The following is a 22,827-nucleotide window of genomic DNA, read 5'->3' as shown; positions in this document are numbered from 1 at the left end:
TATAAACCTGACGCTTGGTTAACCTCAAGCGTCTTCGTTTCAAGGATGTGGTTATGCTAGAAAACATAAGCTCAACAAAAGTCAGCGGTGGCTGGCATAAACAATACACACACCAAGCAAGCAGTACCCATTGTGCTATGCGTTTTGCAATATTTTTACCGCCTGGTGCCAGTGAAACTAACAAAGTACCCGTCATGTATTGGTTATCAGGTTTAACCTGTACTGATGAAAACTTTATGCAAAAAGCAGGTGCCTTCAAAAAAGCGGCTGAGCTAGGTATTGCAATCGTTGCACCAGATACGAGCCCTCGTGGTGATAATGTGCCTGATGATGAAAACTACGACTTTGGCCAAGGCGCAGGTTTTTATGTGAACGCTACAGAGGCCCCTTATAACGTGCATTACAATATGTACGATTATGTTGTTTCTGAGTTACCAGCACTTATTGAGGCGCACTTCCCCGTCAGTGATAAAAAAGCCATTGCAGGTCACTCAATGGGTGGTCACGGCGCATTGATGATTGCCCTTAGAAACCCTGAGCAATATGTGAGTGCCAGTGCCTTTAGCCCAATCGTAAACCCTGTTAACTGCCCATGGGGTGAAAAGGCGTTTACTAACTATTTAGGTAGTAACAAAAGCAGTTGGCTTAAATACGATACCTGTGAACTAATGAAGCAGGCAGAAGCTGATAATTACCTTCCAATACGCGTTGATCAAGGCGAAGCTGATAACTTTTTAACAGAGCAGCTTAAAACAGAAAACTTATTTGCAGTAGTGAATGAAAGAGATTACCCCGCTGAGATAAATATGCACGCAGGCTATGATCACAGTTACTTTTTTATTAGTAGCTTTATCGATGAGCACTTAGTGTTCCATAAGCAATATCTTTAATTGCTCTTTGGTGAGTGTGGGGATTCAATTTCCTCACACTCTTTAATAGTCCTTGTTATTTGTCTGCATTTTAGCTTAGGCTTTTTCTCTGCAGTATCAATAATAAAATTTATAATTGATTTATCTATTTGCTCGCCAAGTTCTCCAAAAGATTTTGCCTCTGAATCTTTAACAAACACACCTGAACCGGCCGTATTTTTAGTACCGTTTGAGCGAGAATTATTAGCTTGACCATCCAATATTACCCCTGCAAGGGTGCAACCTGTGAGTTGAAAAATTAACACAATCAGAACTATGTATGTTATTCGACTAACCATTATTACGGCTCTCCCTTTCAATAGATTGGACTTTAGGTGTTACCGTTAGCTCCACGTACTCTTCCACAACTCGACTTATTTTGCGACATTCAAGTTTAACTTTTTTATCTTTACTTCCTTTTTCAAGTGCCCCTATAATCGCCTTATCTATTTCATAGCCTAACATAGTCATTGTTAAACCATAGTTCACGCGATGATTTGACCTAACCTCGGAATAAGCACTTGCCGATTGTGCTTGATTATTTCTACCTGCAACACCATCCGCAACAAAGCCGATCGCTGTACAGCCGCTAAGCACTACGATGGCTAAAATTAATGTAATAAGTTTAGACATCCTTTTCTTCTCACTCATAATGATGCTTTAAGTATATTGCTCTGCTTATATTTTACTGTAAAAAAATGTTCAAATTATGCACACAAGTCACGAACAAACTCTTTTAAAAACCCTGCTAATTGCAAAATAAATACAGCTAAAAATGGCAAAGCCCCTAAAATCGCTATACTTCGATTTAAAGGCTCATCTTGTTGTAAAAGCAATGCAAAACTGCACATAAATAACGCCAAACACCATGCATATAGTGTGCTCTCATTTTTAAACTGATTTTGAACAAGCTGCCTAATCACTAAAATAGCGGAGTCCGCCGAGGTCGCAACAAACACCAAAAGCAATAACAAGCTACTCCATATCAAAACGCCTCCTTGCCAGCCTAACTGATTAAAAAATACAAACAGCCCTTGAGTGTAGTCATACTTAATCGCTGATAAAATGCCGGCTTGGTTTAGTTTGTCCCACTCAATTGCAGCACCAGAGAATACAGAAAACCATATAATCGTGACACATGTAGGAATACCGACAACCGCCAAAATAAATTGCCATACCTTTCTACCTTGACTAATGTTGGCTAGAAATACGCCTACAAATGGCCCCCAAGCTAACCACCAAAAATAATAGTTATATGTCCAGTGCGTTGCCCAAGTGGATGTGTTTAATTGACTATCAAACTGCCATGTTCCTGTAGCTAGTAATTGTAAATAATAACCAGTTCCATCTAGTGCAATCTTCACAATAGGTGCGACAGGCACGATAAATAACAGCCAAATCAATAATGAAAATGCTAAAAGGACATTAAAGATACTTAACGATTGCACCCCTCTTCTGAGGCCTAGCCTCGCTGATAAAGTATAAATAACAAATAATACACTTACGATTACTGTGCCTATCAATAAAGGTGATGTAATACCCAGTTCAACCTCAACGCCCTTACTAATAAGTAACGTTGAGTTTGCTATTGTTCCAACAACGCCGAAGAACACAGCAAAAACAGCAATTAGTTTAATCGCAAAAGCCATTGCTCGTTTTTTATGCAGGCTAAGTTTATTTCCGAACGCACTCATAACAGGTGCACATATATCTCCAGAGTTACCACTGTATTGCGTCAACCCACCTAGCACTAAGCCAAAAACGGCATACAAGGCCCAAGCATGAGCTCCCCAATTAACAAGGGTTAATGCAAGGCTACTTGCTAACCTGTCAGGGTATAGACTTTGCTTTAAAGGAGGGTTCATAAAATGCATTGCAGGCTCTGCAACTCCCCAAAAGATCAGCCCTGACCCCATTCCGGCTGCGAATAACATGGCAAACCAGCCAAAGTTGGAATATTCAATTTTTGCATGCTCACCGCCTATTTTTCGGCCCCCCAAGGGGCTAAATGAAAGAATGATAACGGCAAATAATAAGAAGTTCACGAACAGGAAAAAGCCACTTCCTAGAACGCAGAGGACGTCTTGAACCATAGGCTGTATATGTAACGTCATCAGCTCAGGCTGTGCCGCAGCAATGAGTGCGATAAAAATACAAATAGTCAGTGCTGTTTTTTCTAGCATGGTGATTGAATGTTTCAAATTATAGCCTACATATTAAACACTTTTAAAAGTGCATGACGGTGTACAAATAAACTCAGTCTGAAAATTTGACACGTTACTGGGTAAAATTCGCAAAATTATAGCAATTAAGATCCGCTAAAACTCGGCTAGATGTCCTAATTACCTTATTTTTCTATAAATATTGACTAGGTATTAAACTTGCTATGTAAACAGAGTGTATATTTAAGGAATTGATAAATGGACTTTAATTTAGACTGGCAAGAAGTCATTGATAATTTAATTCACCTAGGTATTGCCTATTTACTTGCCTTACCTATGGCCTTTGATCGAGAAAAGACCAGTAACGGAGCTGGCTTAAGAACTTTTCCACTGGTTGCAGTGGCATCCTGTGGCTATGCATTAGTTGGCATGTCAGTTTTAACAAGCTCAGAGGCTGAATCAAAAGTACTTGAAGGAATTATCACCGGTATAGGCTTTATTGGTGGTGGCGCAATTCTAAAGAATAAAAATTCAACCTATGGTACGGCTACTGCAGCCAGTATTTGGAACATGGGTTTAATTGGCATTGCCGTTGCGTTTAGCCGCTATGAAATAGCTTTTTTAATGGCGTTGATCAATTTTGTAACCTTACGATATGTTAAACGCTTTAAATAAGAAAAAAGGCGCTATAGAAGCGCCTTGCTGTCAAGAATGTGCTTAAACATGTCTTGATCTTAAAACATATCCTGATACGGGTTCGATTTTGATAACGCAATTGATTTATCAAAACCTGGGATTGTCATTGAGTCAGCACTCATTACAATCTCGTTTTCATCAATCAAACCATCACCAAAACGGTAAATTAGCTCATAATGACCTAAATCAGCTTGTTGTTGATAGTCAGCTTGTGCTTGTGCAACCTGAGTATGACGGTCTTGATATTGTGCCATGGCCGCATCACCATGACGCTTTGCTAACATTTTTAATGTAACCGCAGGTGAAAGCACTGTCGCTGTCGCATTATTACCACCAAACCCTTTTGAGTTAATAAAGGCGACATCCATTGCACCACACTGGTAATGCTCAGTGCGGATATCTAAATGATCGCTATACACATCATCAGCGACTTTATCAATTGTCGTGATACCTGGCATAATATTGTGACTAAACACGCCCAATGCCATAGCCAACTGGTCACCACTAGCAGGAGCAATCGTATGGCCAACATAGGCTTTAGGCGCAGCAACCTTCCAGTTATCTATTGCGAAAGTCTCTGCGACCTTATGATAGATAAGTGATTCTGTAACTCGGTTTTGTGGCGTACTTGAGCCATGCGCCAAAATAAAGCTACGTTTTTGCACCGCTTCTTGGCCAACAATACTACTAGCCAGCGCGACGGATTTAGCCATCGTAATATAATTACCAGGACCTGGTGCGGTGATTGATTTTTTAATACCATCTGCATTAACAAATACATCAGCAACGGAACCTTGAATGTCTGCACCGAGTTCTAAAGCAAGGGCATCATCCATCAAAATAACAACCTGTGCTCCCTCACCAATTGTGAAGCCACAGTTCTCGCCAAATGGACGGCTTGTACGGCGGTGATCAACCACCTCTGTGTTATCTAAACGCTTGAGTCCTTCTTCATTAGCAAGCGCACTCATATTGCCAAAACCTTCAACAATTTCAGGTGTAATTGCACACTCAACCGATGCCACAATCGCGACACGAGTACGACCCGCTTGAATATCATTTACCGCAGCACGTAGGTTATATAAAAATGTCGCACACGCACCTGATGTGGTAAACGTTGTACCGACATTACCCGTCACATACGCGTTAATGAAGTCAGTCGACATAGTATTTAAGCCAAGTGCTAATTGCTTAGTACTTACACGGTCGCCCTGCTGACGTGAGCGGATTAAACCACCTAACCCTTCGTCATCTACTTGTCCAACAACAGAGGCTGAATAAGTGCCAATTTGATCAGGTTCAACGCTATTCATAACATGCCGCCAATCAAGCCCTGTTGAGCGAATTGCATCTGTTGCGGCAAAAATAGTTGCTTGAAGGCCTCTAGGTTGATAACGACTGTTGTACATATTTGCAGGTTCAAAACCTGTTGGTAACTGGCCAGCTGCTTTAATAGGATTATCACGTGTGCTGTCATGTTTGACTGCAATATCAGCACTAATTGTTACTTTTACTTTTTTATCGCTGAGATCTTCTACCTGCCAACTTGCAGGCACTGGCGTTGGTAAATCACGACGACGAGTTTCAAACACAATTTGCTGCTCATCTGATGCGGTTAGCGTCATTTTTTGTTGCCAAGGTGTGGCGTCAACGTCAAAATGATTTTTTTCAATTTTACGAATAAGCGTACCAGCTAAAACCTGCTCACCGAATCGAGCTTCAATATCAGCTTCATTAACAGTGTTTCCATCTACATCTTTTAAAACACCGTCAGTCAGCGTGACTAAATTCATGAGTGTCGCTAAACCTAAAAATGTTTCTTGGCGGGCTTTAGCGTCCAAGCTGTCTAACACGATACGACGATAACCTTGATGAAAAGAAGTGCGGCCAGCGGCATTAATACCACCCATACCAACAATAACGGGTAATGCTGTCATAATTAACCTTGAGAAAACGTGTTACGAGAATTAAGTCAAGTTTAAATGGATTAACCCGCACAGTTTATGCTTAAATAGCCAAATAACCTGCATAATGAGCCAAAATCAACTGGTCGGAGCAATTTGAGTGACGAGTCTTCAACAAGCAAAAGCGATAGAAATTAGTATATTGGTTTATCCTCACTTGCTAATAACCAGTTTAACTCTGCCTATCGAAATGCTCAGAGCGGGCGAAGCTTTTGCTAAAAGCCATTCGCAATCAGAAGAATTCAGGCCGTTAAACATTAACTTGGTAGCAAGTAACTTAAATGCCATCCCCAATCGTACAGGCCTTGCTATTGTGCCTGACTGCGAAGCTGTCACAGCCCCCACCAGTGACTTGATTATTGTGCCTGGTATTTGGCGTAACCCGCGTCCAGTAGTGAGCAAACAACAGAAATTAATACACTGGCTTAGTGATTCTTGGCAGCAAGGAAGCCATATTGTTGGTGTGGGGACCGGCAACTGCTTAGTTGCTGAGGCTGGGTTATTGGACGGTCATCCTGCGACGACTCATTGGCATTATGCAGAACAATTTAAGCGGGATTACCCAAATGTGCAGCTTAAACCTGACTTTTTCATCACACAATCTGAGCGCATGTATACAGTTGCTAGTTTAAATGCCCTTGCAGACGTGATAGTTCATATTATCAGCCAATATTATGGCCGAGAAGCGGCACAACATGTTGAGCGCAACTTTTCCCATGAAATTCGTAAGCCCTATGAAGATCAACGTTATCTAGAAGGCGCAGTTGATAAACACCCTGATGAACTTATCGCGCAGATCCAGTTTTGGTTAAAAAACAATTTAACCTCTGAGCTAACTCTGCATGAAGTTGCGGCACAATTTAGCTTAAGTTATCGCACCTTCACTCGGCGATTTCGCCAAGCCACCAGCCAAACGCCCGTTGAGTATTGGCAGCAGCTACGCGTACAAGCAGCTAAAGAATTACTTGCTTCATCAAACTTATCGATTCAAGAAGTGGCACTGGAAGTTGGCTATAATGACCAAGGTCATTTAACCCGAGTTTTTAAAAAAGTGTTATCACAAACGCCCAGTGAGTACCGTACTGTGGTGAGACGAAAACTCTTTGGCTAAAGTGCCTGTGTTAATTAATTGAAAAACTAACACCAATACTGCCTTTTTAAGTTGCTGATTTAGAAATTATTACTAAGCTTTTAAATAGTTGTATCTCACTATTTTGAGCCAATAAATGTATCAACCTGATTATGATGAGTTAGTGCAGAGTTGGAATAAAACGCTTGAAGTTTTAGCCCTGTTTGCCAATGTTCCTGTTGCGTTAGTAATGAAAGTCGAAAACAACATTATTAGCGTATTTTCGAAAAATGACTATCAAGAAAATCCCTATAAGATTGGTGACAGCGAAGAATTAGAAGATTCAGGCCTTTATTGCGAACATGTTATAAAGACCCAAACACTGCTTAATATTCCAAATGCACTGATTGATGATGACTGGAAGGAAAATCCTGACATAAAACTTAATATGATTTCGTATTTAGGCTTGCCAATTAGTGCTGGAGATACGACTCCATTTGGCACTATTTGTATTCTCGATAGCAAACCGCACGAATATAACGAGCCTGTGATCAAGCTTCTTGAAACAATAAAGCAAAGTTTTGAAACACAGCTCAAGTTGCTGTATCAGCAAAAACAAGCGTTTGCACAACAGCAATTTGCAGAACTTGCTACCTTAATTAGAGGGATTGCTCATGAAGTTAATACCCCACTTGGTAATTGCATCACTGCAGTAGACGTAACAGAGCTGGCTGTAAAAGAGACTCAAACCAAACTGCTGCATAAAAGATTAAGTGAACTCGCATTACAAAACACATTAAGCACAATAATAAACACCAGTGAATTGTTAAATCGAAACTTATCAACGTGTGCGTACAAAATCCGCATTTTGCAGGACTTGCTTTACCCTAATCCACAATCAAACAAAGCGATTATGTCCTTAGCTGAACTCGCTGAATCACTCACTGAGCATTTAGAAGAAAAAATAAAGCATCAGAATATTAAACTTACAGTGAAATATCAGGATCCACATAGCGAATGTGAAGTAGCGACTGATTTACTTAAACAAATACTGTTTATATTGCTGCAAAACTCCATTGAACATGCATTTAGCACAATCGATAACCCAGCAATTGAGATTGATATTTTTGATTTTGATGAAGTATTAAAAATTCACTATATAGATAACGGCATCGGCATTAACAGCAGCGAAAAACACTCCATTTTTACCCCGTTTTATAAAGGCAAAAATAATCAATCGGGTATGGGACTTGGTCTGAGCATCGCGAAAAAAATAGTGAGCCAACAATTGCAAGGTGATATTTGTGTACAAGAAAGTGATGTAGGTGCACATTTTGTAATTAGCTTGCCAAAATAACTTAATTAGATGCAATCTCTTTGCTAAATAAAGTTTTACTAATGTGCGGGTTACCCTTCTGTTCATAACCCGCAATGATATAGCCGTTTTTTATCAGCATACTTAGCATTGCAGGAAAACGGTTCATTAATTTCACATTAATAGCATCATAATCATGTTCTTTACCTCACGCTTCTTGCGCTTTCAATAATGCCTGTGCAATCCCCTTCCCTAGCAATTTTGGCACCACTGCACCAAGCCAGCTATAGAAATTTTATTCTCTAATCTGTAACCAAGCTTATAGGCCACAGGCTTATTATTTGTAGGCACCTAACTAAGGTGTTCACAATTAACTAACTGTGCTTGTAATTTATCGAAGCTATTCCGGCTATCAAACTCAGGAATTTGGTAATCAACCAGCAATAAACCTTGTAAACTTTATTGCGTAACAAGGTGCCATTAATTTTATTTCCCATTTAGTGTTGTTTTATGGCTAACTTTTGATCATTTTTCTTTACGATAATACAACTTTGAATAGCGTTTTACCTGTGCGTGCACGCCACGCCCTAAGCTTTTAAACTTGGCTTCAAGCACATCAACACCATATAAAATAACAACGACTAACACTGAGAGCTTTATCGCGGCGAGTAAGTTATCAGTGGCAATCACAACGCCAATAGATGCCAGTACCCAAATGGTCGCCGCAGACGTAACACCAACCACTGCGCCATCTTTCGCTAACATAACACCGGCACCTAGAAAGCCAATGCCGGTAATTATTTGCCCAACCACACGGGAATGATCAATCACATCACCATGTAACATAAAAGCCGTTGCTAAAAACAAATAAGTCCCTAATACAATTAATGCGGAGGTTCGAATACCCACCGGCTTACCGCGTAATTGACGCTCCATACCAATAATTGCGCCGCAAAATGCGGCACTACCAATTGCTGACCAAGAATAAGGGGCAATATCAAATAAACTACTCAGTGTCACTGTATTTCCAAATCAAATTAACAATTCAAATTATAAATAAAAGGCCATCGCAGTGCTGAGTCTTGATGAACCAAAGCTGGCCATTTTAGTAAAATCAGCTTTCGCTATCGGTACATGCTGACAATCAATTGCCAATTGCTTTTCATTTTCACAAAACGGGTCGTGCACATATAAACAATGCTCATCAATATGGGTTACACACACCCAATGCGGTGACTTTTTACCATCAAATCGATAGGTGCTGATCAATAACACCACCGCTTTACCCTCAGCAAGCCAATCTTCAATAGATGCCAAGGTTAACTCTTGATACCGCACCGGCAGTTTTGCAGCTATTGCTTCAGCCACGAACTGATTGTGTACTGTATGCAAAATTGCTTTCTTCTTTTCGCTTCTTACGCCATCGATAAACAACGAATCTCGAGTATTTAAAACAACATCAGCTTTAAAACCACGTTTCATTGCCGCTAGTGCCAGACCTAATGGATGGCAGCCACCATGCCCTGATGTCATAAAAATAGTGGTCGCTTCCCGCCAAATATCCAGCTCTTTTAGTTGGCTCATAGGTGTGTCGTTTAATGACGACATCGCCATTAATAATGCCGCGGGGCCACAGGTAAACTCGGTTGTTTGCTGGTACCAAGGTGTGTGCTTATCGGCATTAAATTCGGTATTACGACGAATATTTTTTTGCATTCGATGTGCATCACTATGGTCGTCATAATAGTCACTATAATGACCAAACACCTGGTAACCTTGCTTCTCATACAAGCGAATTGCCGATTGGTTATTCACCGCAACTTCTAATCGCATGTATAAACGGCCGCGTTTCGCCGTTTCATTTTCAAGCGCAAGCAGTAGCTTTGAAGCAATACCTTTGCCTTGCAGAGATTGCAAAACTGCCAGTGAATATAGCCGAGCAAGGCGTGTACCTTTGTGACACCACACTAAACCATAACCCACTAGTTGATTATCTACCTCAGCCACCATCAGTAAGCCGTGCGCTGCGCTGATCCAACGCTTTAAACTACGGCTACTTAACCTATCTTGGCTAAAGCTTTGCTCTTCAATGGCGACAAGGGCCGCCAAATCCGTGGCCTGTGCAAAACGGATTTGACAAACAGATGCATTCATTAACCACGGCCTCGCGCTTCAAGGCGTTGTTTGAACTCATCCATAATGATCATATAAAGCTCATCACCTAAATAGGCATCTTCGACTTTATGGTCAATACTAGGGTTGTCATTCACTTCTAACACGTATGCCTTGCCTTGGTGTTCTTTAACATCAACACCATACAAACCTTTACCCACCGTCTTACAGGCTTTTAACGCGGCATCAAGTACCACTTTTGGTAGTTCAAATGTTGGCAAGGTTTCAAAGCCACCTGAGAAGAAACGTTTTGCATCATGGTTGTAAATTTGCCAGTGATTACGCGCCATTAAATAACGACACGCGTAAATTGCACGGCCATTCAACACCCCTACTCGCCAATCGTATTCGGTGTACATGTACTCTTGTGCAAGCACAAGCGCACTGAACTCAAACAGCTCAGTTAACTTAGCAACTAATTCATCTCGGTTAGCGACTTTAAATACGCCTTTCGAAAAAGACCCTTCTGGCATTTTTAATACCAGTGGGTAGCTGAAGTTTGCTTCTAAACTTTCAATTGTCTCTTCACTTGTATCAGCCACAACGTGAGTTTTTAAACTCGGCACTTTTTGATAATTAAAGGCATCGTGCAAATACACTTTATTACAACAGCGCAGTATTGATTCTGCATCATCAATTACCACTAAGCCTAAACTTTGTGCTTTACTTGCTAAGCGATAGGTTGGATGGTCGATAGCCGTTGTTTGGCGAATAAATAACGCATCAAACTGTGCGATGCTGGTAATTTCATCAAATGTCAGTGCTTGGGCATAAATACCATGTTTAGCAGCTGCTTTAATAAATTTAGCAATAGCATCTTTATCACTTGGCGGCACTTTTTCTTGGTGATCAACCAAAATAGCCATATCCCAACGATAACGACGTTTTTTATCGTTTATACGCCACACGGATTCTGTAAAGCTACTGAGTTGTTCCACAAACTCTGTAAAGGCGGTGTCGTTTAATGAGGCAATCGTACCTTGCTTTACAACCCCTTGCTCATCGCACACTAAAATAGGCGCAGGGTATTGCGAGAATAGCGCTTTGGTTGCTTTGCTTTGCTGCTCTTGATCTGTGTGACCAAAAAATACTGTGCCACCAGCAAGCTCTTTATGACGCGTGCTGTGCTCATCGCTACGCAGCGCATTAATTGTTTTTACACTCGGTAATACCTGATGCTTTCTTGCTTCAGCAAGTAAAGAGCAATAATAACCTTTACTTAAATACTGCCCTGTATCACACAAGTTTAAAATGCGTGTTTTTGGCTCATTATGTTTTGGGTAATCACGTAAGTAAGTGTCAAAGGTAATGACATTTTCGAAATTTTGAGCAATACGTTGCTCATTGTTATCAACCACAATCAAGGTTTTAAACACGACTTTTCCTAAATTAAGCCATAGATAAAATGAAAAACACCCAACCAATTAAGTGAACACATGAGGCTAAACTTCACTTAACTAGATGGGTGCTTATAAGCATTATGCTTGAAGTGATTTATAGAGGTTTTTTTGCTTTGTTACCAACGAGATATTTTTTACCTTAAGATGAAATTTATTGATTAATAAATTTTCTACATCAAACTATTTCTGTAATGCTGTAACACTGTGTATTTCCTGCAATAGTCAGTGTTAATTCATCATCAATTTGCTTGCCAATCAGTTGTTTACCTAACGGTGCTTCTCGGGTTACAACAAAAATAGGTTGCTCTTTTATGGTCACAACTAAGCCACCTGCACTTGGGCCCATAAAAAACCACTTTGAATTATTTTGCTCATCGATAAGACACACTAATGCACCTTCACGAACCTTATTAAATTCGCTTTCTTTAAACACCGTATTGAATGCTTGAATGTCACGGTAGCACTCGTTAACTCGCTCAGCTTGCCCTTGAGCTAAGTACGCTGCTTCTAAACCCAACGTATCGTATTGGGTTTCAGCAACACTCTCTTCGTGAGTTGCCGCATCATGGGCCGCTTTTGCCGCTTCTTTGGCATTTTGCAGTTGTGCCTCGAGCGCAAAGCGTAAATGTTCAATTACATGTGTTTTATTCATAGTTTAATAGCAGCAAGAAAAATATGCATTTTACCCTGATTTGCTATGTTTGTAACTGAACTGGCGATAGTGATTCATAGATTGTCCCTGCTGCTTCACAAAAGCTTTGCGAAGAGCGCTTTCATCTACAAATTGTAATTGACTACTTATTTCAATGATTGATAAATCTGTATGTACTAATAACCAACAAGCCTTTTCTATACGAACTAAATTAATATATTGCTTCGGTGAGAGGCCAAGTGAATGTTTGAACCGTCGATTAAGGGTTCTTTCAGTTACAGCGCACTCATCAGCCAATAACTTTACGGTAAAAACGGGATTTTTCTGCTGAGTAACTAACAATTTGGCTTTATCGACGACTCTATCTGGCTGAGAAATCATTTCTGAAGAGTGCATAAAGCGCCCTTGAGAGTTCTGTTGATAATCAACAGTCATACAACGAGCAATACGCGCAGCAAATTCATAACTAAATATGTTTTCAATAATTGTCAGTGCCACCAGCAGGCTTGAGTTTGTAGCAGCGCTAGTGATGAACTTACTTGACTGACATAACAGCCGATTTACTTGGACATTGACTTCCAGAAAGTGAGTTTTCATAAATCGGTTAAGCCACCAACTTGTGGTCGCAATATGGCCATCAAGTTGCCCCGTACTCGCTAGCAAACTGACGCCTGTACACTGCGCCCCCACATATTTGGCGTGGTTGCATAGTTCATTAAGTACATCATTTTGCTTATTTTTATTAAGTGTTACCAACAGTTTTTTATCATTTTGATAATGCTGTGCCGCAAAATATAAGCAATCGAGAGACTCCATTATTTGATTGAGTTTTTGAGTCTCAAAACTCACTCCTTGACTACTTACTTGTGGGCCGCCTTCCAATGACACAAGCTGCCAGTCAAAATGCAATGCTTCATCCACGCCTTGATAAGTCAAAAATTGGTTTGCTATAGCTAAAGTGTCTAAAAAGCCTGTAACACTACTTGCTAACGGATTCTCTGGAACGAAGACCATCACATGAATCATGTCTTGTTTTTACTCTTATTTGTCTTTTAAGACACTCTAACAAGCTCCTTAAATAAAATAAACTGCTTGTTATGCAAACAATATAACGAAGGATTACCATGACACCATTCATTTATAGCCTACCAAGTGCTGTACTTATTGTGCTGATCTTTATTTTGTTATTCAGTACATTTTATTGCCGTTTTAAGCTTGTTAGAACCCGTCAAATCACTATTGCACAGCTTGTGAATAAGGATTTTAGCAATGCTTCACATTATGTAACTTTACTTGGCTATAGCTACGATAACCAATTTCAACAACCTGTTTTGTTTATGCTTCTCAATGCATTGGTTTTAATGTTTGGTTTAGAAAGTTACGCTTCATTGATATTGAGTTGGATGTTTGTTGCTGCTCGTTATTGGCATAGCTATGAGCATGTAATCAACAAAAGTATATTACGGCGTACTATTGCGTTTGGCCTAGGCTCTATAACTCACTTGATGATTTGGGGATTGTTTTTTAATGAACTAGCTCAATTTTAGGCTGGTGCAGGGTTAAGCTTATTAACCCTGCACCATTCATTTACGGCATATCCATATAGGCTTTGGTTTTATCATCCAGTGTTTGGGTGTAATTTTCTGAACTTAACCCCAATAACTGCGGCAAGGTGGCGGCGATACAAATCGATGAGAAGGTTCCCACCACAATGCCAGCAAATAACGCGATGGCAAAGCCCGTTAATGCAGCCCCTGCAAGTAGCCAAATACAGGCAATGGTGGCAAGTGTTGTGCCCGAGGTGATCAATGTACGCGTTAGGGTAGAACCAATTGCATCGTTAATCACAACATGGGTGTTAATGCGTTGATTATCTGGCTGAATACGTAAAAGCTCTCTGACTCTGTCGCCAACAATAATTGAGTCATTTAATGAATAACCAATAATCGCCAATAAACTTGCCAGCACGGTTAAATTAAATTCAAGCCCTAATAAAGAAAACAAGCCAAGCACTAAAATTAAATCATGTAATAGTGCAACCACTGAACCTACTGCGAGTCGCCATTCAAAGCGCACAGCTAAATAAACCATAATGGCAATCAGCGCCGCAAATAAAGCTAAACAACCTTGTTCAAAAAGCTCATCACCCACTTGTGAGCCTAAAAATGAGCTCGAAAGTACTGTATATTCTACGCCTTGCTCATTCAGCTCTGCTTGCCAAGTACTGGCTTTGCTCACCTCTGGCGCTTCTCTTAAAACAAAGTGATATTCGCCCGCTTTACTGATGGTTAATTTGCTTGCAACCTCAGGGCTTAACTTTGCTTTTAAATCAGAGATTGCCGTGACTGACGTTGTGTTAATTTCAGTGATGTAGCCACCTGTAAAATCAAGGCCAAAGTTTAGCCCTTTGACAGATAAAACAGCTAAGCTTGCAATGACTAACACACAACTTAGCAATAACCCTAAAACGCGCGCTTTACTCGCCGCAGTTAATGTTGACCAACTCATGCTTTAGCCCCCGTTAGATTGGTTAGTTTAATGTAGAGTGTTTGGCTAAGCGCTTTTGAAATATAAACGCCAGTAAAGACACTGGTTAATAGCCCAAGCGCTAACGTGATTGCAAAGCCTTTCACCGGCCCATAACCAATGGCGTATAAAATAATTGCCGTGATCATCGTAGTCACATTAGCATCAAAAATGGTCGTAAATGCTTGGTTATAACCTTGTTCAATTGCTTGATAAGTAGGCCGTCCTTTACGCTTCTCTTCTTTTATTCGCTCAAAGATAATCACATTTGTATCAACGGCCATACCTATTGTCAGTACTAACCCTGCAATACCCGGTAAGGTCAGCACAACACCCGGTAATAGCGACATTAAACCAACTAAAGCCGTTAAATTAAGCAGTAAAGCAATATTGGCAATCAGTCCTAAGCGACGATACCAAAGCGCCATAAAGGCAAGGGTAATACCGATACCCAGCATTAACGCAGCTAAGCCATGTTCAATATTTTCACTGCCTAAGCTTGGGCCTATGGTTTGTTCTTGAACGATTGTCACTGGCGCTGTGAGCGACCCTGCGCGCAGTAAAAGCGCTAAATCGTAGGCTGCTTGTGGGCTTTTCATATTAGTAATGCTAAAACGTGAGCTTAAGTGCTGTGCAATGTTTGCAACATTGATCACTTCGCTTTTTTTCACAACTTCGCCATTTGCATCCCGTGAGTATTCAGAATACACCGTGGCCATTGGCTTACCTATGTTGTGCTTCGAAAAAGCAGACATCGCATCACCACCTTGCGAATCTAAACTAAGCTGAACTAAAGGCTTGCCCCATTCATCTTTACCAACACTGGCGTTATTAATGTGATCACCTGAAAAAATCGCAACAGGGTTTAAATTAACAACGCCACCGCCTTGCACATTAAACGCTTTACCACCTACTTCGACAACTTGATAAAAATCAAGGGTCGCAGTTGCACCAATAATGCGTTTAGCTTCTGATGGGTCTTGCACACCAGGTAACTCGATGCGAATGCGCTGTTTACCTTGTCTTTGCGTTACCGCTTCTGTAATACCAAGCTCTTCAATACGACCGCGCAGGGTTGTTAAGCTTTGCGCCATGACTTGTTTATTGAATTCGCTTTGGCTTTGCTCATTAAAATGCAGTAATACCGTGGTTAAGTTATTAGTCGTTGATTTAGTTTGCAGCAGGCCTTTGAATTGACCTTGTAACGTTGAAATGAGTCCTGCAAGTTGCTCTTCACCGCTTGGTAATATTTGTAGCTCAACCCCTTCTTTTACAACACTTGCCCGAATACCACGAATTTTATCTTTACGAAGCGTCAATTTAGTTTGTTGATACACACTGTTTAAGTGCTCTTGCATTGCTTTATCTAGGTCAACATCAAGCACAAATAGCACCCCACCATTTAAGTCGAGCCCCAACTTAATCGGTGAAAGGCCAAGCTGCTGAAGCCACTGCGGGCTTGTTGCATGCTCAACAATTTTAGCTTCCAGCTGTGGGTATTGTGTTTTGATAAAGCTCAGTGCATTAGCACTTTGAGTCGACTCAGTTAATAAAATAGCCAGTTGATCTTGGCTATCTTTGGCTTCAGTCACTTCAAAACCATGTTGATTGAGTGAAGATGTCACACTTTGCAGCGTCACAGTTTGATCTGGCAAGCTAATGTGCAACCAAGACTTATTAGGGTAAAGGTTAGGTAGTGCGCTAACCGCTAATAAAATACACGCCGCTATCATAGCGACATAACTCATTTTTAGACGACGCCATAGCGCCGGCTTTGATTTATGTGACATACATGACTTCCTTCCGGCATTGTCGGCCGGTAAAAATTAATTCCAAATATAAAAAAGTAACGAAGGAAGTCGTTTAGCTATGGTAGGTCGTATTCGCTTTGTACAAGAGATTAGCGTCTTTCCAGCCACTAATGCGGGATTTACGTTGAGTGGCTAACGCAAACCATGGGATCTCACGCACAGCACCTGGCGGCGCTAAAAAGTGCTCTTTCCCCCAATCTTCAGCAAAGAATTCAATTAATAGCTCGTAATCAGGATCAACCTGACTATGATAAAGAAACAATGATGAATTACTGGCAGTTAAACGCGGCACGAGGGTATCAAACCCCGATGGTTTTACCGGCTTAGGATGTTCGACTGCATGAGTTTGGGAAATAACTGGGAGTTTAGTCAACTCAACTTGGAACAATTTAGTCGCAGCAAAGTGTGACTGAGTGTCAGGCATAGCCATGCTCTGTGCACTAAAGAACACAGTAAATAGCAAGATAATGACTGAGAAAAACCGTAACAAAAACTGACCAATAAATTAAGCGGATAACATGACTATAATGAGGGTAAAAAAATAAAACACAAGGCATTACTTAAACAAATAGTGACAAAATAAAAGTAACTAAAATAAAGCGAGCCTAATTAGACCCGCTGATTAATTTAACTTTGTTAGACGAGTTAAACTTCTAATGATGACATGTCGATAACAAAGCGTGAGGCCATATCACCTTGCTTTAATTTATCGAAAGCGTCATTAATCTCTTCCATTTTGATCATTTCAACTTCAGGCAAAATATTATGTAACGCACAGAAATCGAGAATCTCTTGGGTTTGCGCAATACCGCCAATCAATGAGCCAGCAACACGGCGACGCCCCATTAATAACGGCACTGAGTTAGACTCAGCAAGCTCACCTACTTGACCAACTAATACTTGAGTTCCATCAATATCTAAAAGCGGAATATACGGCGTAAAGTCGTGTTTTACCGGAATAGTGTTAATGATCACATCAAATTGATTAGCATGCGCTTGCATGGCTGCTTCATCGCTCGATACCAATAAATCTTTTGCGCCATAAGATAAAACCTGCTGCTTTTTCTTATCACTACGGCTAATTGCCGTAACATGTGCGCCCATTGCAGCTGCGATTTTAATCGCCATATGACCTAAACCACCTAAACCAATCACACCAACACGGCTACCAGGCCCCACATTCCATGTCCGTAATGGCGAATATGTTGTGATACCCGCACATAGAATTGGCGCACATTTAGCAAGGTCTAAACCTTCTGGTACGCTTAATACAAACTCTTCACGCACCACAATGTGTTTTGAATAACCACCTTGAGTGAGTTCACCACTGATACGGTCTTGGCCTGAATAGGTCCCTACCATGCCTTCGCGACAAAACTGTTCTTCACCGAGATGACATTGGTCACAGCTTAAACAGCTATCAACCATACACCCTACTGCAACATTATCGCCCACTTTGTATTTAGTAACGCCGCTGCCGACTTCAAGAACGCGGCCAACAATTTCATGGCCAGGCACCACTGGGTATTGAGTCCAGCCCCAATCGTTTTCTGCTGTGTGTAAGTCTGAATGGCACACACCGCAATAAAGAATTTCAATGGATACATCTTCATCACGAAGTGCACGGCGTTCAAAATGATACGGCTCTAATGGTTTTTCAGAATCATGTGCTGCATAACCGACAGTTTTCATGCTTACTCCTTAATTTTCTTCGTGTTTAACTTATACATTAACTAATTTGCTAATGCATTGGTGTATAATGCATTCAGTATAGAGGTAAATCTGCAAACTACACTTGCCTAAAACACGAAAGCTTTTGCCTATTTTTATCAAATTGATTTTAAGAGACCCCCATGCGTGGAATGAGCCGCAAAGAACAGGTGACGAAGTCGCCTGATGCAATGAACCTATCACAAAGCATCAAAACACTCTGGCCCTATTTAATGACCTTTAAAGGCCGCGTTATTTTAGCCGTACTGGCGCTTATTGCAGCAAAAGGCGCCACATTGCTGATGCCTTGGGCATTAAAGGAAATAATTGACGCGGTTGATGCGAGTATCAACCCGCTATTAAGCGTTCCTATTGCCTTGCTCATCGCGTATGGTTTACTGCGCTTTGCCAGTGTGTTTTTTGGTGAAGTTCGCGATGCATTATTTGGCCGTGTCACAGAGCATGCGATGCGCCATATTGGCTTAAAAGTATTTAAACACTTACATAGTTTAGAACTTGCCTTTCACCTTGATAGGCAAACAGGTGGAATTAGTCGCGATATAGAGCGTGGTACAAGTGGTCTTAGTTTTTTAATGCGCTTTTTGATGTTTAACATCGTGCCTACTCTATTTGAAATAATCACAGTAGCTATTATTTTTGCGACCTTGTTTTCACCTTGGTTTGCACTCGTCACCGTTATCGCGGTCGCTATTTACATTGCTTTTACTGTAATTATAACTCAGTGGCGTAACCGATTTATTCGTGAAGCAAATGCTGCCGATAACAACTCTAACACCCGTGCTATCGACAGCTTACTAAATTACGAAACCGTTAAATACTTTAATAATGAACACTATGAAGCGAGCACTTACGACGGCTTTTTAGCTAAGTGGGAACAAGCGAGGCTAAAAAATCGTTTATCATTACTGGCGCTTAATTCTGGGCAAGCACTTATTATCGCCGCGGCTATTACAGCACTAATGTGGCTAGGTGCCAGTTCCGTGGTCAATAAAGAGCTGACCATAGGTGAGCTTGTGATGATCAATGCTTACATGATCCAGCTATTTTTGCCGCTTAACTTTTTAGGCTTTGTTTATCGTGAGATACGCCGTGCACTGACTGATCTAGAAAATATGCTGGGGCTGTTAAATCGAAAAGCCGCCATTAGTGATGACAAAGATGCAAAACCATTAAATACAACAAAAGCAGCCATTCGATTTGAAAATGTGTCGTTTAGTTACGACAAACAAAGGCCAATTATAAATAACTTAAGCTTTGAGGTTACTTCAGGCAGCAAAGTGGCGATTGTGGGTGCCAGTGGTGCAGGTAAAAGCACCCTTAGCCGCCTGCTCTACCGATTTTATGATGTCGATACGGGTACAATTTATATCGATGAGCAAGCAATCAACACTGTGACACTTGAAAGTTTGCGCCAAGCAATTGCCATCGTACCGCAAGATACCGTGCTATTTAATACCAGCATTCGCGAAAACATAGCCTACGGAAACCCAACAGCAAGCGAAGATGAAATTGATAAAGCCATAAGCCTTGCCCACTTAGATGGATTTATTGCAAGCCTAGATAAAGGCGATAAAACCCTTGTTGGTGAGCGTGGTTTAAAAGTATCGGGTGGTGAAAAACAGCGCATTGCAATTGCCAGAGCCATTTTAAAAGGTTCACCGATTTTATTATTTGATGAGGCAACGTCGGCACTAGATTCGCATTCAGAGCAAGCTATTTTAAGTGCGATGCGTGAAGTCGCACAAAAGCACACCAGCATAGTCATTGCCCATCGTTTATCAACAATTACTGACGCAGACAAAATTATTGTGATGAAACAAGGACAGGTTGTTGAACAAGGTCAGCATCAGCAACTACTTGCAGCGAATGGTGAATACGCACGAATGTGGCAGTTACAGCAAAGCGATGAATAAACACTGTTAACTAGTAGGTTAAATGATTAGAATAACCGCTTTATTTTTATCTATAACAAAAAGGCAACACGCAGATGGGCAGAGCTTATCAAAACAAAAAAGACTCAATGGCAAAAACTGCGGGTGCAAAAACCAAAGTTTATTCAAAGTACGGAAAAGAAATTTATATCTGCGCTAAGAATGGTGGTGTTGATCCCGATGGCAACTTAGCGCTTCGTCGCTTAATTGAGCGTGCTAAGAAAGACCAAGTACCTACGCATGTAATCGAGCGTGCAATCGATAAAGCCAAAGGGGGTGGCGGCGAAGATTACGTAGCAACTCGCTACGAAGGTTACGGCCCGGGCAACTGTATGATCATTGTTGACTGCTTAACCGACAACAACAAACGTACCTTCGCTGACGTAAGAGTTTGTTTTACTAAAGCAAATGCAAAAATTGGCGCGCAAAACTCAGTATCACACTTATTTGATCACCTCGCTATTTTTGTATTTGATGGTGATGATGACGAAGCTGTTTTAGAAGCCCTAATGATGGCTGATGTTGATGTAACCGATGTAGAAGTTGAAGACGGTAAAGTCACTGTATTCGCGCCACACACTGAATACAACAACACCCGTACAGCACTTGAAGAAATGGGCATTACTGATTTCCACGAAGATCTAATTGCTTTTGTGCCGCAAGTAGAAGCACCAATTGAAGGTGAAGACGTTGAAGTCATGGAACGCTTTTTAGCCATGCTAGAAGATTGTGACGACGTACAAAACGTTTACCACAACGCACAATTTTAATGTCATATTTTTTAACGGCTAATAGTTTAGCCGTTAAATAACCTAGCGATTACTTTTGTTTTTTAAAAGGAAATAGCTGCTGCTTAAGCATGCCTTCAGGCATGTAGTCACCAACCACCCCGTACTTATCGGGCCATTCAGCTTGGCCTTTTACAGCGCTACCTAACAAATAATCTAAAAACGAAAAGTGCGCGGCATAGTTTCTGTCGATGGCTGCTTTATCTGAAGAATGGTGCCAATGATGAAATTGTGGCGTAACAATCACATACTTTAACCAGCCAAATTTCACTCTTACATTAGCATGGTTAAACACAGCCTGAAAGCCAACAATAATCACATAAAGGCTAATCACTTCGGATGGAAAACCTAACACAAAAATCGGCGTGAGCACTAAACTTCGGGTGACTAAAATTTCTAAAATATGCTGTCGAGAGCCTGCTAACCAATCCATTTCTTTTGCACTATGATGTACAGCATGAAAACGCCAAAGCAGTGGCACTTCATGATAAGCCCGATGCACAAAATACTGCATTAAATCGGCTACTAAAATAATCAAAAACAGTTGTAAAAGAAACGGCATTTGTACAATAAAGCCTTGCACTGTATCTGATACCGCCCAACCAAATGCATGATGCACAAACTGGTTAGTGGCAAGCAGTACAAAACCGATAATTAAATGATTTACAAAAAAATGGTTCAAATCACCTTGCCACTCAGCGCGGAGGATCTTTTGCTCCTTACGATGCGGTAAAAGCTTTTCTATTAAGATAAAAATGAGTGTAGAGCCAAGTAAATCAAGAATAAACCAATCAAGCCCTAAATACGGCGTGTTATCTCTAAAGTCGCCAACTTCAACATTCGGCCCGCCAAATGCAATTGCCACAACTATAAACACCCAAGCTGTTGCACCGAGCCGTTTATTTGTATTACGAACAAAATTCAAAAGCCCTAAACTGCCCGAAATAATAAGTGCTACAAACATTAGCTGGCGTAAAAACTCAACACTGTAGTTTTGTCTTAGCTCTGGCGTCGTTAAGTACTCTGGAAAATGAAAGGCTAATACCCCCAAACAGGATAAAATAGCCAAAAAGCACGCAATATAGCCACTAATATTACCTTCACCGATCTGAAATTGTTCGGCGCGAAACACTCGTTGCGAAAGACGAGACATAACACAAAAATCCATTTTAAAATTTATCGCAGCATAATAGCACAGAAGCTTTTAGGAAAAAAATATCAGCTAAGCAAGCGTAATTATGTGCATACAACTCATTGATATTAATATCATAAAGCCTAAAAAGTTGGCTTTTGAGTAAGACAATACTTAATCAATTAACCTAATTTAAAATCTAACTGCACTTGAAGATTTTTTTGCATTACTGCAACACCGTTTTCAACTTTAGGCGCATATTTCCAGTTAGATAGGGCCTTAATCGCTGCTTTATCAAAGATGTGCTCAGGCACAGATTTTAAAACGTGAATATTAACTGGTTCACCATGTTCACTAATATCGAAACTCATTTGAACATAGCCTTCAATTCTATTACGTACAGCATGAATTGGATAAGTTGGATTTGCTGTTTTTTGCAGAACTGCATGAGGCCTTTCTGGCTGTGGTGTTGATGAACACCCCATAAATAAAACGAATGATAGTGACGTTAAAATTGAATATTTCATTAAAATCCTTTTGTATAGCTGACGACTGCGCTAATCAATAACT

At 40.7% G+C, this 22,827-nt stretch carries 23 protein-coding genes; 7 read left to right on the top strand and 16 right to left on the bottom strand.

The genetic code is table 11. From position 1 onward, the window contains the following. The first annotated feature begins 53 nt into the window (after positions 1–53). The gene (gene fghA, locus PAARA_RS10335; RefSeq protein ID WP_062568959.1) at positions 54–890 is read left to right on the top strand and encodes an S-formylglutathione hydrolase; all 837 of its coding nucleotides are present in this window, start codon (positions 54–56) and stop codon (positions 888–890) included. On the opposite strand, the gene PAARA_RS10330 is transcribed toward fghA, so the two are convergent. From PAARA_RS10330 to PAARA_RS10320, 3 genes are all read right to left on the bottom strand, one after another. Beyond that, positions 887–1,129, bottom strand: coding sequence for a hypothetical protein (locus PAARA_RS10330; protein ID WP_157066192.1), 243 nt, complete (start codon positions 1,127–1,129; stop codon positions 887–889). The genes fghA and PAARA_RS10330 overlap by 4 nt on opposite strands. A gap of 70 nt (positions 1,130–1,199) precedes the next feature. Next, the gene (locus PAARA_RS10325) at positions 1,200–1,559 is read right to left on the bottom strand and encodes a hypothetical protein (protein WP_157066191.1); all 360 of its coding nucleotides are present in this window, start codon (positions 1,557–1,559) and stop codon (positions 1,200–1,202) included. 56 nt (positions 1,560–1,615) lie between these two features. Then, positions 1,616–3,109 carry a BCCT family transporter gene (locus PAARA_RS10320; protein ID WP_237115172.1) on the bottom strand — a complete coding sequence of 498 codons (1,494 nt, stop codon included), beginning with the start codon at positions 3,107–3,109 and terminating at the stop codon, positions 1,616–1,618. A gap of 219 nt (positions 3,110–3,328) precedes the next feature. Here PAARA_RS10320 and PAARA_RS10315 point away from each other — a divergent pair, with 219 nt between their 5' ends. After that, entirely contained in the window at positions 3,329–3,745 is a 417-nt protein-coding gene (locus tag PAARA_RS10315; protein ID WP_062568955.1) for an MgtC/SapB family protein, read from the top strand. A 59-nt stretch (positions 3,746–3,804) separates the two neighbouring features. On the opposite strand, the gene PAARA_RS10310 is transcribed toward PAARA_RS10315, so the two are convergent. Further along, complete coding sequence (locus tag PAARA_RS10310) at positions 3,805–5,703, bottom strand: beta-ketoacyl synthase (RefSeq protein ID WP_062568954.1); 1,899 nt, start codon at positions 5,701–5,703, stop codon at positions 3,805–3,807. A 127-nt stretch (positions 5,704–5,830) separates the two neighbouring features. On the opposite strand from PAARA_RS10310, the gene PAARA_RS10305 reads away from it, so the two are divergent. Together PAARA_RS10305 and PAARA_RS10300 are read left to right on the top strand one after the other, a co-directional pair. Continuing rightward, complete coding sequence (locus PAARA_RS10305; protein WP_062568953.1) at positions 5,831–6,841, top strand: GlxA family transcriptional regulator; 1,011 nt, start codon at positions 5,831–5,833, stop codon at positions 6,839–6,841. A gap of 115 nt (positions 6,842–6,956) precedes the next feature. After that, positions 6,957–8,156 (top strand): GAF domain-containing sensor histidine kinase, encoded by a 1,200-nt coding sequence (locus PAARA_RS10300; RefSeq protein ID WP_062568952.1) that lies wholly within the window; start codon positions 6,957–6,959, stop codon positions 8,154–8,156. A gap of 1 nt (position 8,157) precedes the next feature. Here PAARA_RS10300 and PAARA_RS20900 read toward each other — a convergent pair whose 3' ends face one another. From PAARA_RS20900 to PAARA_RS10275, 6 genes are all read right to left on the bottom strand, one after another. Next, positions 8,158–8,283: a hypothetical protein gene (locus PAARA_RS20900; RefSeq protein ID WP_267135624.1), complete on the bottom strand. Its 126-nt coding sequence runs from the start codon at positions 8,281–8,283 to the stop codon at positions 8,158–8,160. Positions 8,284–8,639: 356 nt separating this feature from the next. Then, positions 8,640–9,134, bottom strand: a complete 495-nt coding sequence (locus PAARA_RS10295) for an MgtC/SapB family protein (protein ID WP_062568951.1) — start codon at positions 9,132–9,134, stop codon at positions 8,640–8,642. 30 nt (positions 9,135–9,164) lie between these two features. Further along, positions 9,165–10,268: a GNAT family N-acetyltransferase/peptidase C39 family protein gene (locus PAARA_RS10290; RefSeq protein ID WP_062568950.1), complete on the bottom strand. Its 1,104-nt coding sequence runs from the start codon at positions 10,266–10,268 to the stop codon at positions 9,165–9,167. Beyond that, positions 10,268–11,662, bottom strand: coding sequence for a RimK family protein (locus PAARA_RS10285; RefSeq protein WP_062568949.1), 1,395 nt, complete (start codon positions 11,660–11,662; stop codon positions 10,268–10,270). The genes PAARA_RS10290 and PAARA_RS10285 overlap by 1 nt, the downstream gene beginning before the upstream one ends. A gap of 199 nt (positions 11,663–11,861) precedes the next feature. After that, on the bottom strand, positions 11,862–12,338 hold the full coding sequence (locus PAARA_RS10280) for a transcription elongation factor GreAB (RefSeq protein ID WP_062568948.1): 477 nt from the start codon (positions 12,336–12,338) through the stop codon (positions 11,862–11,864). A 30-nt stretch (positions 12,339–12,368) separates the two neighbouring features. Then, a complete protein-coding gene (locus PAARA_RS10275; protein ID WP_062568947.1) occupies positions 12,369–13,364 on the bottom strand; it encodes a GlxA family transcriptional regulator in 996 nt (331 codons plus the stop codon). 98 nt (positions 13,365–13,462) lie between these two features. Here PAARA_RS10275 and PAARA_RS10270 point away from each other — a divergent pair, with 98 nt between their 5' ends. Further along, entirely contained in the window at positions 13,463–13,885 is a 423-nt protein-coding gene (locus PAARA_RS10270) for an MAPEG family protein (protein ID WP_062568946.1), read from the top strand. 40 nt (positions 13,886–13,925) lie between these two features. On the opposite strand, the gene secF is transcribed toward PAARA_RS10270, so the two are convergent. The 4 genes from secF to PAARA_RS10250 all read right to left on the bottom strand — a co-directional run bounded on the left by secF (position 13,926) and on the right by PAARA_RS10250 (position 18,367). Continuing rightward, positions 13,926–14,846, bottom strand: coding sequence for a protein translocase subunit SecF (secF, locus tag PAARA_RS10265; RefSeq protein ID WP_062568945.1), 921 nt, complete (start codon positions 14,844–14,846; stop codon positions 13,926–13,928). After that, complete coding sequence (secD, locus tag PAARA_RS10260) at positions 14,843–16,654, bottom strand: protein translocase subunit SecD (RefSeq protein ID WP_062568944.1); 1,812 nt, start codon at positions 16,652–16,654, stop codon at positions 14,843–14,845. The genes secF and secD overlap by 4 nt, the downstream gene beginning before the upstream one ends. 73 nt (positions 16,655–16,727) lie before the next feature. After that, the gene (locus PAARA_RS10255; protein ID WP_062568943.1) at positions 16,728–17,105 is read right to left on the bottom strand and encodes a hypothetical protein; all 378 of its coding nucleotides are present in this window, start codon (positions 17,103–17,105) and stop codon (positions 16,728–16,730) included. Between the two features lie 215 nt (positions 17,106–17,320). Next, positions 17,321–18,367, bottom strand: coding sequence for an NAD(P)-dependent alcohol dehydrogenase (locus PAARA_RS10250; RefSeq protein ID WP_062568942.1), 1,047 nt, complete (start codon positions 18,365–18,367; stop codon positions 17,321–17,323). A 209-nt stretch (positions 18,368–18,576) separates the two neighbouring features. Between PAARA_RS10250 and PAARA_RS10245 the strand changes: the two genes are divergently transcribed. Together PAARA_RS10245 and PAARA_RS10240 are read left to right on the top strand one after the other, a co-directional pair. Continuing rightward, positions 18,577–20,319 (top strand): ABCB family ABC transporter ATP-binding protein/permease, encoded by a 1,743-nt coding sequence (locus PAARA_RS10245; RefSeq protein WP_062569398.1) that lies wholly within the window; start codon positions 18,577–18,579, stop codon positions 20,317–20,319. A gap of 74 nt (positions 20,320–20,393) precedes the next feature. Beyond that, positions 20,394–21,107 (top strand): YebC/PmpR family DNA-binding transcriptional regulator, encoded by a 714-nt coding sequence (locus tag PAARA_RS10240; protein ID WP_054561631.1) that lies wholly within the window; start codon positions 20,394–20,396, stop codon positions 21,105–21,107. A gap of 49 nt (positions 21,108–21,156) precedes the next feature. On the opposite strand, the gene PAARA_RS10235 is transcribed toward PAARA_RS10240, so the two are convergent. Both PAARA_RS10235 and PAARA_RS10230 read right to left on the bottom strand, forming a co-directional pair. Further along, a complete protein-coding gene (locus PAARA_RS10235; protein WP_062568941.1) occupies positions 21,157–22,278 on the bottom strand; it encodes a sterol desaturase family protein in 1,122 nt (373 codons plus the stop codon). A 161-nt stretch (positions 22,279–22,439) separates the two neighbouring features. Beyond that, positions 22,440–22,784, bottom strand: coding sequence for an energy transducer TonB (locus tag PAARA_RS10230; RefSeq protein WP_062568940.1), 345 nt, complete (start codon positions 22,782–22,784; stop codon positions 22,440–22,442). Positions 22,785–22,827 lie beyond the last annotated feature (43 nt).

The sequence above is a fragment of the Pseudoalteromonas arabiensis genome (assembly GCF_001550155.1).
In the GTDB taxonomy this organism is placed as follows: Bacteria; Pseudomonadota; Gammaproteobacteria; order Enterobacterales; family Alteromonadaceae; genus Pseudoalteromonas; species Pseudoalteromonas arabiensis.
The sequence above is the reverse complement of the archived record's forward strand: the minus strand, read 5'-3'. Positions and strand labels throughout refer to the sequence as shown.

Excerpts from the sequence above, each read along its gene's own strand:
- fghA (WP_062568959.1), top strand. The coding sequence starts at position 54 with ATGCTAGAAAACATAAGCTCAACAAAAGTCAGCGGTGGCTGGCATAAA.
- PAARA_RS10325 (WP_157066191.1), bottom strand. The coding sequence starts at position 1,559 with ATGAGTGAGAAGAAAAGGATGTCTAAACTTATTACATTAATTTTAGCC.
- PAARA_RS10315 (WP_062568955.1), top strand. The coding sequence starts at position 3,329 with ATGGACTTTAATTTAGACTGGCAAGAAGTCATTGATAATTTAATTCAC.
- PAARA_RS10310 (WP_062568954.1), bottom strand. The coding sequence starts at position 5,703 with ATGACAGCATTACCCGTTATTGTTGGTATGGGTGGTATTAATGCCGCT.
- PAARA_RS10300 (WP_062568952.1), top strand. The coding sequence starts at position 6,957 with ATGTATCAACCTGATTATGATGAGTTAGTGCAGAGTTGGAATAAAACG.
- PAARA_RS20900 (WP_267135624.1), bottom strand. The coding sequence starts at position 8,283 with ATGAACCGTTTTCCTGCAATGCTAAGTATGCTGATAAAAAACGGCTAT.
- PAARA_RS10290 (WP_062568950.1), bottom strand. The coding sequence starts at position 10,268 with ATGAATGCATCTGTTTGTCAAATCCGTTTTGCACAGGCCACGGATTTG.
- PAARA_RS10280 (WP_062568948.1), bottom strand. The coding sequence starts at position 12,338 with ATGAATAAAACACATGTAATTGAACATTTACGCTTTGCGCTCGAGGCA.
- PAARA_RS10275 (WP_062568947.1), bottom strand. The coding sequence starts at position 13,364 with ATGATTCATGTGATGGTCTTCGTTCCAGAGAATCCGTTAGCAAGTAGT.
- PAARA_RS10270 (WP_062568946.1), top strand. The coding sequence starts at position 13,463 with ATGACACCATTCATTTATAGCCTACCAAGTGCTGTACTTATTGTGCTG.
- secF (WP_062568945.1), bottom strand. The coding sequence starts at position 14,846 with ATGAGTTGGTCAACATTAACTGCGGCGAGTAAAGCGCGCGTTTTAGGG.
- secD (WP_062568944.1), bottom strand. The coding sequence starts at position 16,654 with ATGTCACATAAATCAAAGCCGGCGCTATGGCGTCGTCTAAAAATGAGT.
- PAARA_RS10255 (WP_062568943.1), bottom strand. The coding sequence starts at position 17,105 with ATGGCTATGCCTGACACTCAGTCACACTTTGCTGCGACTAAATTGTTC.
- PAARA_RS10250 (WP_062568942.1), bottom strand. The coding sequence starts at position 18,367 with ATGAAAACTGTCGGTTATGCAGCACATGATTCTGAAAAACCATTAGAG.
- PAARA_RS10245 (WP_062569398.1), top strand. The coding sequence starts at position 18,577 with ATGAACCTATCACAAAGCATCAAAACACTCTGGCCCTATTTAATGACC.
- PAARA_RS10240 (WP_054561631.1), top strand. The coding sequence starts at position 20,394 with ATGGGCAGAGCTTATCAAAACAAAAAAGACTCAATGGCAAAAACTGCG.
- PAARA_RS10235 (WP_062568941.1), bottom strand. The coding sequence starts at position 22,278 with ATGTCTCGTCTTTCGCAACGAGTGTTTCGCGCCGAACAATTTCAGATC.
- PAARA_RS10230 (WP_062568940.1), bottom strand. The coding sequence starts at position 22,784 with ATGAAATATTCAATTTTAACGTCACTATCATTCGTTTTATTTATGGGG.